The organism is Bacillus sp. ISL-35 (assembly GCF_018613355.1).
GTDB lineage: Bacteria > Bacillota > Bacilli > Bacillales > Cytobacillaceae > Mesobacillus.
Map to the genome: position 1 here is coordinate 1 of NZ_JAGGQK010000004.1, position 13,359 is coordinate 13,359.

Annotated in this window: 10 protein-coding genes; 9 read left to right on the forward strand and 1 reads right to left on the reverse strand. The window is 47.8% G+C overall.

All coding sequences use genetic code 11. The annotated features are described in order from the left end of the window. The first annotated feature begins 489 nt into the window (after positions 1–489). The 9 genes from J7E38_RS06180 (at position 490) to J7E38_RS06220 (ending at position 12,638) form a co-directional block, all read left to right on the forward strand. On the forward strand, positions 490–1,677 hold the full coding sequence (locus tag J7E38_RS06180) for an acetyl-CoA C-acetyltransferase (protein WP_214705933.1): 1,188 nt from the start codon (positions 490–492) through the stop codon (positions 1,675–1,677). A gap of 69 nt (positions 1,678–1,746) precedes the next feature. Continuing rightward, positions 1,747–2,598 (forward strand): 3-hydroxybutyryl-CoA dehydrogenase, encoded by an 852-nt coding sequence (locus tag J7E38_RS06185; RefSeq protein ID WP_214705934.1) that lies wholly within the window; start codon positions 1,747–1,749, stop codon positions 2,596–2,598. A 61-nt stretch (positions 2,599–2,659) separates the two neighbouring features. Beyond that, positions 2,660–3,790, forward strand: a complete 1,131-nt coding sequence (locus J7E38_RS06190) for an acyl-CoA dehydrogenase (protein WP_214705935.1) — start codon at positions 2,660–2,662, stop codon at positions 3,788–3,790. Positions 3,791–4,533: 743 nt separating this feature from the next. Further along, positions 4,534–5,673 (forward strand): acyl-CoA dehydrogenase, encoded by a 1,140-nt coding sequence (locus tag J7E38_RS06195; protein WP_144479193.1) that lies wholly within the window; start codon positions 4,534–4,536, stop codon positions 5,671–5,673. Between the two features lie 18 nt (positions 5,674–5,691). Then, positions 5,692–6,345: a TetR/AcrR family transcriptional regulator gene (locus J7E38_RS06200; protein WP_214705936.1), complete on the forward strand. Its 654-nt coding sequence runs from the start codon at positions 5,692–5,694 to the stop codon at positions 6,343–6,345. Between the two features lie 2 nt (positions 6,346–6,347). Continuing rightward, positions 6,348–9,608, forward strand: coding sequence for a fused isobutyryl-CoA mutase/GTPase IcmF (gene icmF / locus J7E38_RS06205; RefSeq protein WP_215038327.1), 3,261 nt, complete (start codon positions 6,348–6,350; stop codon positions 9,606–9,608). Positions 9,609–9,881: 273 nt separating this feature from the next. Beyond that, complete coding sequence (locus J7E38_RS06210) at positions 9,882–10,088, forward strand: hypothetical protein (protein WP_214705938.1); 207 nt, start codon at positions 9,882–9,884, stop codon at positions 10,086–10,088. A gap of 109 nt (positions 10,089–10,197) precedes the next feature. Beyond that, on the forward strand, positions 10,198–10,773 hold the full coding sequence (gene rpoE / locus J7E38_RS06215; protein WP_353049940.1) for a DNA-directed RNA polymerase subunit delta: 576 nt from the start codon (positions 10,198–10,200) through the stop codon (positions 10,771–10,773). A gap of 263 nt (positions 10,774–11,036) precedes the next feature. Then, positions 11,037–12,638, forward strand: a complete 1,602-nt coding sequence (locus tag J7E38_RS06220; protein ID WP_214705940.1) for a CTP synthase — start codon at positions 11,037–11,039, stop codon at positions 12,636–12,638. Positions 12,639–12,697: 59 nt separating this feature from the next. Here the strand turns inward: J7E38_RS06220 and J7E38_RS06225 are convergent, their stop codons facing one another. Continuing rightward, positions 12,698–13,213: a DUF2529 domain-containing protein gene (locus tag J7E38_RS06225; protein ID WP_214705941.1), complete on the reverse strand. Its 516-nt coding sequence runs from the start codon at positions 13,211–13,213 to the stop codon at positions 12,698–12,700. Positions 13,214–13,359: the final 146 nt, after the last annotated feature.

The following is a 13,359-nucleotide window of genomic DNA, read 5'->3' on the forward strand; positions in this document are numbered from 1 at the left end:
GTAGTGGAAGGCGCGTAGACTCCTCCGAAAATGCTACCGCATTTCCATCGTGCGTGGGCAGGTTCGAAGAAGCTAAATCAATGTCCTGCGGGCGCAGCTGGTCAGGTGAGACCCCGCAGGAGCAAAGCGACGAGGAGGCTCAGCGCCAGCCCCGCGGAAAGCGAAGCGCCTGGAACGAAAATCAACAGTCTTGTTTAACAGAGCCTAAAATAAATACTTAAAACCCAAAATAGTAGAAGTTGACTCACATTAAAAATTCGATATATAACAGAATTTTTAGCAAAGTGTTTCAATTTCTACTATTTTTAAAGTAAAATGAATAATATGATAAAGCGCTTACATTTACCTTCAGCAAGAATCCACTATTTATAGCCTCATGAATCAACAACAAGATTTTTTTTGGACCAGTATCGAGCGAGCGTTCAGTCACTCAATGTCGCAGGAATTTTTCAGTTTTAAAAATTAATAGATTGAAAGGGAGAGATGACAATGGGAAGAACAGTCATTTTAGCAGGGGCAAGAACACCGTTTGGCAAGCTTGGCGGCGGATTGAGCAGTTTTTCAGCCAGTCAATTAGGAGGAATTGCTGTCAAGGAGGCGCTATCACGCGCAGGGGTTAAACCTGAGGAAGTCGGCGAAGTCATTCTTGGGACTGTGCTGCAGGGAGGCCAGGGACAGCTTCCTTCACGCCAGGCAGCAAGGGAGGCAGGCATTCCGTGGGATGTGAAGACAGAAACCATCAACAAAGTTTGTGCATCCGGCATGCGAAGCCTGACACTTGGCGACCAGATCATCCGCGCTGGAGATGAGGAAGTGATCGTTGCCGGCGGAATGGAGTCAATGAGCAACGCGCCTTATATCCTGCCGAAAGCACGATGGGGCTTCAGGATGGGCGACGGCCAGGTGAAGGACCTGATGATCCATGATGGCCTGACATGCAGCTTCAATGGTGTCCACATGGGAACATACGGAAATGAAGTAGCGAAGGAATACGAAATCAGCCGTGAGGAGCAGGATCAGTGGTCATACCGCAGCCATCAAAGGGCAATCGAAGCGATTGAATCAGGAAAGCTTGCCGAAGAAATCGTCCCGGTTGAAGTGCCGCAGCGTAAGGGCGACCCGATTTTGGTCCAGCATGATGAAGCGCCGAGGAAGGACACTTCAGTTGAAAAGCTGGCAAAACTGGGGCCGGTTTTCAATTCGGACGGCACAATTACTGCAGGCAATGCACCAGGTGTCAATGACGGTGCGGCGGCCCTCGTCCTGATGAGCGAAGAGCGCGCACAGTGTGAAGGCAAGACACCGCAGGCAGTGGTTTTGGCTCATGCAGCAATTGCCACAGAAGCAAAGGACTTCCCGAAAACACCGGGAATTGTCATCAACGAATTATTGAAAAAGACCGGTAAATCACTTGAAGAAATTGACCTTTTTGAAATAAATGAAGCTTTCGCGGCGGTTGCATTGACAAGCGGACGCATCGCGAACCTTGATCCGGAAAAGGTCAATGTCAATGGCGGTGCGGTTGCCCTCGGACACCCTATCGGAGCAAGCGGGGCGCGCATCATTTTGACATTGATGCATGAACTCAAGCGCCGCGGCGGTGGGGTCGGCATTGCGGCGATCTGCTCAGGCGGCGGCCAGGGCGATGCAGTGATGATTGAGGTTCCTAAACAATAAGGAAATGGAAGGAGGGCAATTGCGAGAGCTGCCCTCCACTGATACAAACTTTTTTAGGAGGTTGTAATAATGAGTGTAAAAACGATTATGGTAATCGGCGCAGGTCAGATGGGCTCCGGTATTGCCCAGGTGTGCGCGCAGGCTGGATATGATGTGTTTTTGAACGATCTGAAGCCGGAATTTGTGGAACGCGGACTTTCCGGAATCAAAAAGAATCTTAACCGCCAGGTAGATAAAGGCAGGATGACAGCAGAACAGTTGGACGCCGTTGTTGGCAGGATTACTGCCTCTACTGAACTTCAGGATGCAGGTAAGGTTGACCTGGTCATCGAAGCGGCTGTTGAGAACATGGACATCAAGGCGAAGATTTTTGCCCAGCTTGATGAAATCGCTCCTGAACACACCATCCTTGCTTCCAATACATCTTCATTGCCGATTACTGAGATCGCTGCAGCAACAAAGCGTCCGGAAAAGGTCATCGGCATGCATTTCATGAACCCGGTGCCTGTCATGAAGCTGGTCGAAATCATCCGCGGCCTGGCGACAGCTGATGAAGTGTATCAGACCATCGAGGATATCACCAAGACTTTGGAAAAGGTTCCTGTTGAAGTGAACGATTTCCCAGGTTTCGTGTCAAACCGAATCCTTATGCCGATGATTAACGAAGCCATTTACACATTGTATGAAGGCGTCGCAACGAAGGAAGCGATCGACGAAGTCATGAAGCTCGGCATGAACCACCCAATGGGGCCATTGACACTTGCTGACTTCATCGGCCTGGACACATGCCTCTACATCATGGAAACACTGCATGAAGGCTTTGGCGACGACAAATACCGTCCTTGTCCATTATTAAGGAAATATGTAAAAGCCGGCTGGCTCGGCAAAAAATCTGGCCGTGGGTTCTACACATACGAGTAAAGAATTCGGCGACAAATGCGTCCATACATAGTCACTGTCTGGACGTCTGGAGGGTGAAAACATGAATCTGAGATTCACAGAAGAACAGGAAATGATGCGCAAAATGGTGCGTGATTTTGCACAGACCGAAATTGCGCCTTTTGTTGAAAAAATGGAGGAAGGCGAGTTCCCGAGGGAGATTTTAAAAAAGATGGGCGAACTTGGCCTGATGGGGATTCCCGTACCTGAGGAATATGGCGGTTCAGAGATGGACTTCATTTCCTATATCATTGCCATCCATGAAATTTCCAGGGTCAGCGCCACGGTTGGCGTCATCCTATCCGTTCATACTTCCGTTGGTACGAACCCAATTTTGTATTTTGGTACGGAAGAGCAAAAGAAAAAATATGTACCTAAGCTAGCTTCGGGGGAATACCTGGGTGCATTCTGCCTGACAGAGCCAAGTGCCGGTTCCGATGCCGCCAGCTTGAAAACCCGGGCGGTCAAGAAAGATGGACATTATGTATTGAACGGATCGAAGGTGTTCATCACCAATGGCGGAGAAGCAGATGTCTATATTGTCTTCGCATCGACCAATCCTGAAGCAGGTCCAAAGGGCGTCTCAGCCTTTATCGTTGAAAAAGATACACCGGGCTTCATCGTCGGCAAGGATGAGCACAAAATGGGCCTGTACGGCTCCCGCACAGTCCAGCTGACATTCGAGGACATGAAAGTGCCAGAAGAAAACTTGCTTGGCCAGGAAGGCCAAGGATTCAAAATCGCGATGAGCAACCTTGACTCCGGCCGGATTGGCATCGCCGCACAGGCTCTCGGGATTGCTGAAGCAGCTTTGGACGCGGCGACTGGCTATGCGAAAGAAAGAGTCCAGTTTGGCAAGCCAATAGCAGCCCAGCAAGGCGTCGGCTTCAAGCTGGCAGACATGGCTACATCCGTCGAAGCTGCGAAACTATTAATCTACCGCGCGGCTCAATTGCGTTCAGAAGGACAAAAATGCGGGATGGAAGCATCCATGGCAAAACTGTTCACCTCAAGAACAGCAGTCGAAGTCACAACCGAAGCCATCCAGGTATTCGGCGGCTACGGCTACACGAAGGAATATCCAGTCGAACGCTACTTCCGCGACGCTAAAGTAACCGAGATTTACGAGGGAACGAGCGAGATCCAGAAGATTGTTATTAGTAAGCAGTTATAACACCGGTTATTGTGACAGGTTGGACAGCTGAAGCTGAAAAGCTGTCAAGAAAACCTCGTTATTGTGACAGGTTGGAAAGTGGTGGCCGAAAAGCTGTCAAGAAAAGCTGGTTATTCTGACAGGTTGGGCAGTGAAAGCAGGAAAGCTGTCAAGAAAACCTCGTTATTCTGACAGGTTGGGCGATGAAAGCTGAAAAGCTGTCAAGAAAAGCTAGTTATTCTGACAGGTTGGGCAGTGAAGGCAGAAAAGCTGTCAAGAAAAGCTAGTTATTCTGACAGGTTGGGCAGTGAAAGCAGGAAAGCTGTCAAGAAAACCTCGTTATTCTGACAGGTTGGGCAGTGAAGGCAGAAAAGCTGTCAAGAAAAGCTAGTTATTCTGACAGGTTAGGCAGTTGAAGCCGAAAAGCTGTCAAGAAAAGCCCGTTATTCTGACAGGTTGGGCAGTAAAAGCAGAAAAGCTGTCAAGAAAAGCCCGTTATTCTGACAGGTTGGGCAGAGGAAGCCGAAAAGCTGTCAAGAAAAGCTCGTTATTGTGACAGGTTAGGCGGAGGAAGCCGAAAGCTGTCAAGAAAACCTCGTTATTATAACAGGTTGAGGTGTGAAATCCGAAAAGCTGTCAAGATAACGATCGGTTTCAGGTTGAAATACCGGAAAAAGGTCACCAATCGTCCCACCTGCAGAGTAACAAGTCGAATGTAATGGTTATCTATATAAATTAAATAAACAGTAACGGAGGAAACAATAATGAATTTTCGATTATCCGAAGAACATGAAATGATCCGGAAAATGGTCCGTGATTTTGCGAGGAATGAAGTGGCTCCGACGGCTGCTGAGCGTGATGAGGAGGAACGTTTTGACCGTGAGATTTTTGACAAGATGGCGGAGCTTGGCCTGACTGGTATCCCGTGGCCTGAAGAGTACGGCGGCATCGGATCTGACTATCTCGCATACTGCATCGCGGTTGAAGAATTATCACGCGTCTGTGCCTCAACAGGGGTAATGCTGTCAGCGCACACTTCACTTGCCGGCTGGCCAATCTTCAAGTTCGGAAATGAAGAGCAGAAGCAAAAGTACTTGCGTCCAATGGCTGAAGGTAAGAGCATCGGTGCGTACGGCCTGACTGAGCCGGGCAGCGGTTCTGATGCAGGTGCAATGAGAACGACTGCGAAAGAAGATGGCGACCACTATGTACTGAATGGCTCCAAAATTTTCATCACAAATGGCGGGGTAGCTGATATCTATGTTGTATTCGCGTTGACCGATCCGTCAAGCAAGCACAAAGGAACGACTGCGTTCATCGTCGAAAGCAGCTTCCCTGGATTCTCTGTCGGCAAGAAGGAAAAGAAGCTGGGCATCCGTTCATCTCCGACAACAGAAATCATTTTTGAAGACTGCCGCGTTCCAAAGGAAAACATCCTTGGTGAAGTTGGTGAAGGCTTCAAAATCGCGATGATGACGCTTGATGGCGGACGTAACGGAATCGCTGCCCAGGCAGTCGGTATCGCACAGGGAGCGCTTGACGCAGCAGTTGATTATGCAAAAGAACGCCAGCAATTCGGCAAGCCAATCGCGGCGAACCAGGGAATTGGCTTCAAGCTTGCGGACATGGCAACTTCAGTAGAAGCTTCAAGACTATTAACTTACCAGGCTGCATGGCTGGAATCTGAAGGCCTTCCATACGGCAAGGAATCGGCAATGTCCAAACTGTTTGCCGGCGACACAGCGATGAAAGTGACAACCGAAGCTGTACAGGTATTCGGCGGCTACGGCTACACGAAGGATTATCCGGTTGAACGCTTCATGCGCGACGCGAAAATCACGCAGATCTATGAAGGAACACAGGAAATCCAGCGTCTTGTCATCTCAAGAATGCTGACGAAATAACAGGGCGGGGCAGAAGAGATGAAAAAGCGAGAAGTGCAGGCGTCGGTAAAAGATGAGCGACTTGTGAAAAAAAGGCGCGAACAGATGATCAAAGGGGCCGTAACTCTTTTCAAGCAAAAGGGCTTCCACCGCACGACGACCAGAGAGATTGCCCGGGCTTCAGGCTTTAGCATCGGTACCCTTTACGAATATATCCGTACAAAAGAAGATGTGCTTTACCTTGTCTGCGACAGCATTTATGACGAAGTTCGCGACCGCCTACAGGAAAACCTCGACACGAACCAGGGGACGCTCGAGAGCCTGAAGGTCGGCATCGCCAATTACTTCAAGGTCATGGATGACCTCCAGGACGAAGTGCTCGTCATGTACCAGGAGGTCAAATCGCTGACAAAGGATGCACTCCCATATGTGCTGAAAAAAGAAATCGAGATGGTGGGGATGTTTGAGGATGTGATCCAGCGCTGCGTCGAAAATGGCGAGCTTGACCTGGATGAAAAACATGTCAAAATCATCGCCCATGATATTTTCGTCCAGGGGCAGATGTGGGGATTCCGCCGCTGGGCGCTGCAAAAACTGTACACTCTCGAGGAGTATACGGAACTGCAGACAGAACTGCTTTTCAAGGGGCTCAAGGGATCGGAAATGAAATTAGGAACAGGGGGAACAAAATGAGTATGCCGGAAATGTATAAGCCAAAGAACCATATTCGCTTTGTGACAGCTTCAAGCTTGTTTGACGGCCATGATGCTTCAATCAACATCATGCGCAGGATCATCCAGTCATTGGGAGGCGAGGTGATCCACCTTGGCCACAACCGCTCCGTCGAGGAGGTCGTCAACGCCGCGATCCAGGAGGATGCACAGGGAATTGCGATTTCTTCCTATCAGGGCGGGCACGTGGAATATTTTAAGTATATGTACGATCTTTTGAAGGAAAAAGGCGCTTCCCATATCCGCATTTACGGCGGTGGCGGCGGTGTCATCATTCCTCGGGAAATAAAGGAGCTTCATGAATACGGGATCGCCCGTATTTTCTCGCCGGAAGACGGCAGGAAATATGGCCTTAACGGCATGATCGAGCAGATGATCAAGGAGTGTGACTTCCCGACAGTGACTGCTGAAGGCGTTGAGGAAATCGGAAAACTTGAAGACGGGGATCCGAACGCTGTCGCAAAGCTGATCACGCTTGCCGAGCAGCATGTTGGTTCGGAAAAAGAAACAGCCGCCGCTGTGGAAAGCTTGATGGAAAAAGTCAAGACGATGACAAAGGCGGTGCCTGTTGTCGGAATCACTGGTACGGGCGGTGCAGGGAAAAGTTCATTGACTGACGAACTGATCAGGCGCTTCATCAATGAAATCCCTGAAAAGCGGGTAGCGATTTTATCAGTCGACCCTACAAAGCAGAAGACAGGCGGAGCACTTCTGGGAGACCGGATCCGCATGAACGCGATTTTCTCTCCACGCGTTTATATGCGCAGCCTGGCGACAAGAAAGTCAAAGTCTGAATTGTCCCTTGCGATTAAAGATGCCATCGACGTGGTGAAAGCGGCAGGCTTTGACCTAGTCATCGTCGAAACGAGTGGTATTGGGCAAGGCGATGCAGGAATCACCGATGTTTGTGATGTTTCAATGTATGTGATGACGAGCGAATTCGGCGCGCCGTCACAGCTTGAGAAAATCGATATGATCGATTATGCCGACTTGATTGTCATCAATAAATTTGAGCGCAAAGGCTCTGAGGATGCAAAGCGCCAGGTGCAGAAGCAGTACCAGCGCAGTCATATGTTTTTTGACAAAGAGCTTGATGAAATGCCTGTCTACGGCACAATCGCCAGCCAGTTCAACGATCCTGGCACGAACGCGCTGTTTGCGGCCCTGGTCAACAAAATCAATGAAAAAGCAGGCACAGATTGGACGACATCTTTCTCTACCAATGCAGTAGTAGAAAAACAGAATGTGATCATCCCGAATGACCGCCGCTATTACCTGCGGGAAATTTCCGAAACGGTACGGAGTTACCATAAGCATGCGGCCGAGCAGGCTGACCTCGCCCGCAGACTGTTCCAGATTGAAGGGGCAATCGAAGCGGTAAAAGAAAAAGAAACAAACAGTGAAGTTCTTTCGTCTCTGCAAGTGTTAAAAGAAGAAACAGAGAAGAAACTGACACCAGAGTCAAGGAACATCCTTGAAAACTGGGAATCTCTGAAGGGAAAATACAGTGGTGACCAGTTCATCACAAAAATCCGTGACAAGGAAATCGTAATGGAATTAAAGACGAAAAGTCTTTCCGGCTTAAGCATCCCTAAGGTTGCACTGCCAAAATACAAGGATTACGGAGAAATTCTACGCTGGGTCTACGTTGAGAATGTGCCTGGCAGCTTCCCGTACACAGCGGGCGTATTCCCGTTCAAGCGTGAAGGCGAGGATCCAAAACGCCAGTTTGCTGGCGAAGGGACACCAGAGCGTACGAACCGCCGCTTCCACTACCTGTCAAAGGATGACGCAGCAAAACGCCTAAGTACTGCGTTCGATTCGGTCACACTTTACGGTGAAGACCCGGATTACCGTCCGGATATTTACGGCAAAGTCGGTGAGAGCGGCGTCAGCGTTTGTTCGCTTGACGACATGAAAAAGCTGTATGCAGGTTTTGACCTTTGCCATCCATCAACATCCGTGTCGATGACAATCAACGGGCCGGCACCGATCATACTGGCAATGTTCATGAACACAGCAATTGAACAGCAGGTGGAAAAGAAGGAACAAGAACTTGGCCGCAAGCTGAATGATGAAGAGTTTGCCCAAGTGAAGGAAATGACGCTCCAGACAGTTCGCGGAACGGTGCAGGCAGATATTTTAAAAGAGGATCAAGGACAGAATACTTGTATCTTCTCGACTGAATTCGCACTCCGAATGATGGGCGATATCCAGCAGTATTTTATCGATGAAAAAGTCCGGAACTACTATTCTGTATCGATTTCCGGCTACCATATTGCCGAAGCAGGCGCGAACCCGATTTCCCAGCTGGCGTTCACACTATCAAATGGTTTCACATATGTTGAGTACTATTTGAGCAGAGGCATGAAGATCGATGACTTTGCACCAAACCTGAGCTTCTTCTTCTCCAATGGCCTTGATCCTGAGTATTCCGTGATCGGCCGCGTTGCCCGCAGGATCTGGGCGACGGTCATGAAAAATAAGTACGGAGCGAATGAACGCAGCCAGAAGCTGAAATACCATATCCAGACTTCAGGACGTTCACTTCATGCTCAGGAAATCGACTTCAACGATATCCGGACAACATTGCAGGCTTTGATGGCATTGCATGACAACTGTAATTCACTTCATACCAATGCGTATGACGAAGCGATCACTACGCCGACGGAAGAATCCGTCCGCCGCGCAATGGCGATCCAGATGATCATCACGAAGGAGCATGGATTGACGAAGAACGAAAACCCGCTTCAGGGTGCGTTCATCATTGAAGAGCTGACTGATTTGGTTGAGGAAGCAGTCCTTCAGGAATTCGAACGGATCAATGACCGCGGCGGCGTGCTTGGGGCAATGGAAACTCAGTACCAGCGCGGTAAAATCCAGGATGAATCCATGTACTATGAAATGAAGAAGCATTCCGGGGAGCTGCCAATCATCGGGGTGAATACGTACCTGAATCCAAATCCTCCATCAGAGGAAGAGATCGACAAGATGGAGCTTGCCCGTGCGACGAAAGAAGAAAAGGAAACACAGATCCGCAATCTAGGCGCATTCAAGGACAAGAATCAAGACCAGTCCGAAACAGCGCTTGAGCGGCTTAAAGAAACAGCAGTCAATGGCGGCAATATTTTTGCCGAACTGATGGAAACCGTCAAATACGCAAGCCTCGGACAAATCACAAGGGCTCTTTACGAAGTAGGCGGCCAGTTCCGCAGGAATATGTAAAGGGTAGTTTAAAAACAAATATTATGGTGTAAAAATGTAGGGCGGGGCATAAAAAGACTTTGCAATCGACCTGAATGGGCAGGATGGCTTATAGAAAATCTATGAGCCATCTTGCATTTTATGGTGCTCGTTTCGTAAACTAGAAACCAATATGAGACATTCCTGCATATTGAAAAACAACTTTTTATCAAATTTCACCTATCTTTTGGGAGATAATCTTATATAATCTAGTTATCGGTTCATACATACGACCTACTTCAGGATGTGAATTTTGTGAAATCGGTTTTGTTCACGGCAGGGGCTGTTGTGGCTGCTGCTGCCATTTATTATCTTTATCAGCGTCAGCTTGGCGCTATCCCATTTTTCATTCTATCGATCGCCTTTTTTTTACTGGCATATGGCCAGCTGAAGAAAAGGAGGAAGGCTGGCAGAGGGAAAGTGGAAATGGAAAGCGAAAAAAGCCGGGAAAACGGCAGATAAAACTGGCATAAAGGTCTAAAATTTGTTTATAATGTAGAATATGCATTCTGGGATATTTTCCTTGTTTTCGGACGAATGGCCGGGTAAAGGCCTGGAATAGAGAAAGGAAGTGCGCAAATTGAGTTTAAGCCAATACTCAAAAGAAGAGCTTCAAGAAATGTCATTGATTGAAGTAGGATTTGAAATTTTAAAAGAAAAGAAGCAAGCGATCACGTTTCAGGAGCTGATGGCTGAAATCAAGAGTGTCCTTAAATTGGACGAGGCCGATGTTGCTGAAAGAATGGTTCAATTCTATACAGATATAAATATAGATGGACGTTTCATGTCCCAGGGTGAAGGACGCTGGGGTCTTCGCGTCTGGTATCCAGTCGACCAGATCGAAGAAGACAATGTCACGACAGTCAAGCCGAAGAAGAAGAAGGCTAAGAAGGCTGTTGATGAGGACGATCTAGACCTTGACGAATTCGATGAAATCGATGAGGAAGATCTTGACTACGATGATATCGACGAATTCGACGAAGATGATGCTCTCGACGAAGATGATGATGAAGATGACGAGGACTTCGATGAGGACCTGGAAGATTCCGATGACTTCGACGACGATGAGGATGAGCTGCTGGAGGAAGAAGACGAAGACCTGCCGCTCGAAGATGAAGATGACGAAGAGGAAGACGAAGAACTATAATTAACAACTTGACTTTTATATTTACCGAATGTAGAATACTTTTTGGGCTCCTTAAAAAAGGACGATTAAGTAAAACAGCCACAAAACGCTCCCCATACTCTGTATGCGGGGCGTTTTTTTTATTTTTACAGGCTAAAAATAACCCCCTGTACAATCCGCTTGCGAAAACCGAAGCAGGCGATTTAAAAAGGTTAAAAATTTAATCAATAAATCAATTAAACAGGTGCATATTGTACAAACTGTTTGATGAGGGGGATTACACAATGGCAAAGTATATTTTTGTTACGGGCGGAGTCGTTTCGTCATTAGGTAAGGGAATCACGGCAGCATCCCTTGGAAGATTGCTGAAAAACAGGGGCTTGAGCGTGACAATCCAGAAGTTCGATCCATACATCAACGTAGACCCTGGGACAATGAGTCCTTACCAGCACGGTGAAGTATTCGTGACGGACGATGGCGCCGAAACGGACCTGGACCTGGGCCACTACGAGCGCTTCATCGATATCAACCTGAACAAATACTCAAACGTGACAACAGGAAAAATCTACTCAACGGTCCTGAAAAAAGAGCGCCGCGGTGACTACCTGGGAGGAACTGTACAGGTTATTCCGCATATCACGAATGAAATCAAGGAAAAGGTTTTCCGTGCAGGCAAAGAGACTGGTGCAGATGTTGTCATCACTGAAATCGGCGGTACAGTAGGGGACATCGAATCACTGCCGTTCCTTGAAGCAATCCGCCAGATCAAGAATGATGCTGGACGAGACAATGTGATGTACATCCACTGTACACTGGTTCCTTACATCAAGGCAGCAGGCGAAATGAAGACAAAGCCAACCCAGCACAGCGTAAAAGAATTGCGCAGCCTGGGAATCCAGCCAAATATTATCGTCCTTCGTACTGAAATGCCGATTTCACAGGACATGAAGGACAAAATTGCCTTGTTCTGTGATATCGACAAGGAAGCGGTAATTGAGGCGACAGATGCGGAAACTCTTTACTCCATCCCTCTGGCTCTTCAGGAGCAGAAGATGGACCAGCTTGTTTGCGAGCACTTCAAATTGAACTGCGCTGAAGCAGACATGACCGAGTGGAATGCATTGGTCGAGAAAGTGACGCATCTTACCGGCAAAACGAGAATTGGCCTTGTCGGTAAATATGTTGAACTTCAGGATGCCTACATTTCAGTGGTTGAATCATTGAAGCACGCAGGATATGCATTCGACAGTGATATTGAAATCAAGTGGATCAACTCTGAGGAAGTGACAGAAGAGAATGTCGTTGAACTTCTGAATGACGTTGATGGCATCCTTGTTCCTGGCGGATTCGGCGACCGTGGAATCGAAGGGAAGATCCTTGCGACCAAATACGCGCGCGAGAACAAAGTGCCTTTCTTCGGAATTTGCCTCGGCATGCAGCTGGCATCCGTTGAATTTGCACGCCACGTTCTTGGCTTGAAGGATGCTCACTCTGCAGAAATCATGCCAAGCACGACAAATCCGATTATCGACCTTCTTCCAGAGCAGAAGGATATTGAAGATCTTGGCGGAACACTTCGCCTTGGCTTATATCCATGTAAGCTTAGTGAAGATACAAAGGCATTCGCTGCTTACGGTGATGACCTGATATATGAGCGCCATCGCCATCGTTATGAGTTCAACAACGAATACCGTCAGGCAATGGAAAAAGAAGGGTTTATTTTCTCTGGGACAAGCCCGGATGGCCGTTTGGTCGAAATCATCGAACTGAAAGACCACCCATGGTTCCTGGCATCACAGTTCCATCCTGAATTCACATCAAGACCAACGCGTCCGCAGCCATTATTCAGGGACTTTATTGAAGCATCCATCAAGACAAATAAATAACATGCAAAAAAGCCGGTGAATTTACCGGCTTTTTTTACTGCTTTTTTGGCGTATTCTGGTTAGTAGTCTTCCAAAATTTCCTCGATCGTGAATTTCAGGCCGAAGTAGATGAATAGTGCCGCAACAGAAGTGGGATAGCCAATTCTGTTGCCAACATCATCCGGAAGCAGGCCTTTTTTGATTCGTAAATCAATATGGACGTCCGCAAGCGTATTCAGTCCTTCATTTTCATTCCGGACGGTAGAAATAGCCACGAACGGAATCCCTTTTTCCTGTAAAATGCCTGCCATTTTGACTGCCTCTTCATCATCAGCATAGCGGCTGACAATCAGCACACGGTCTGCAGCTTCTACTTCTGTTTCCTCCGATAAAATGGCTGCCGATTGAAGTGGTTCTTCGCCATGAACTGCTTCAAGTTCAACAGCCTTCATTTCTCCTGTACCAAAAATATGAATTTTGCCTTCACCAGCAGCAGCCTGTGCCAGCAGTCGTGCGCCATCCTCAATTGGAAACTCTTCTTTTTCCATCAGCCGGTTGAATAATCCGGCCAATTGTGTCGAAAACATTTTTAACATTCCAGCACCTCCGTCTTTGCCAATCCTGATTATAAAGTACTACAATGGAAATGAAAAAGCATCTGTCGAAAATAAGTTTAAAAATATGGCAGGAATTTCAAGCTTTTTAACGAATTGTGTAATGGGGAAGAACGAAACAGTTTCCA

What these genes read in the sequence shown, in the direction of transcription:
- icmF (WP_215038327.1), top strand. Translation starts at nt 6,348, where the DNA reads ATGCCGGAAATGTATAAGCCAAAGAACCATATTCGCTTTGTGACAGCT.
- J7E38_RS06220 (WP_214705940.1), top strand. Translation starts at nt 11,037, where the DNA reads ATGGCAAAGTATATTTTTGTTACGGGCGGAGTCGTTTCGTCATTAGGT.
- J7E38_RS06200 (WP_214705936.1), top strand. Translation starts at nt 5,692, where the DNA reads ATGAAAAAGCGAGAAGTGCAGGCGTCGGTAAAAGATGAGCGACTTGTG.
- J7E38_RS06195 (WP_144479193.1), top strand. Translation starts at nt 4,534, where the DNA reads ATGAATTTTCGATTATCCGAAGAACATGAAATGATCCGGAAAATGGTC.
- J7E38_RS06190 (WP_214705935.1), top strand. Translation starts at nt 2,660, where the DNA reads ATGAATCTGAGATTCACAGAAGAACAGGAAATGATGCGCAAAATGGTG.
- J7E38_RS06225 (WP_214705941.1), bottom strand. Translation starts at nt 13,213, where the DNA reads ATGTTAAAAATGTTTTCGACACAATTGGCCGGATTATTCAACCGGCTG.
- J7E38_RS06180 (WP_214705933.1), top strand. Translation starts at nt 490, where the DNA reads ATGGGAAGAACAGTCATTTTAGCAGGGGCAAGAACACCGTTTGGCAAG.
- J7E38_RS06185 (WP_214705934.1), top strand. Translation starts at nt 1,747, where the DNA reads ATGAGTGTAAAAACGATTATGGTAATCGGCGCAGGTCAGATGGGCTCC.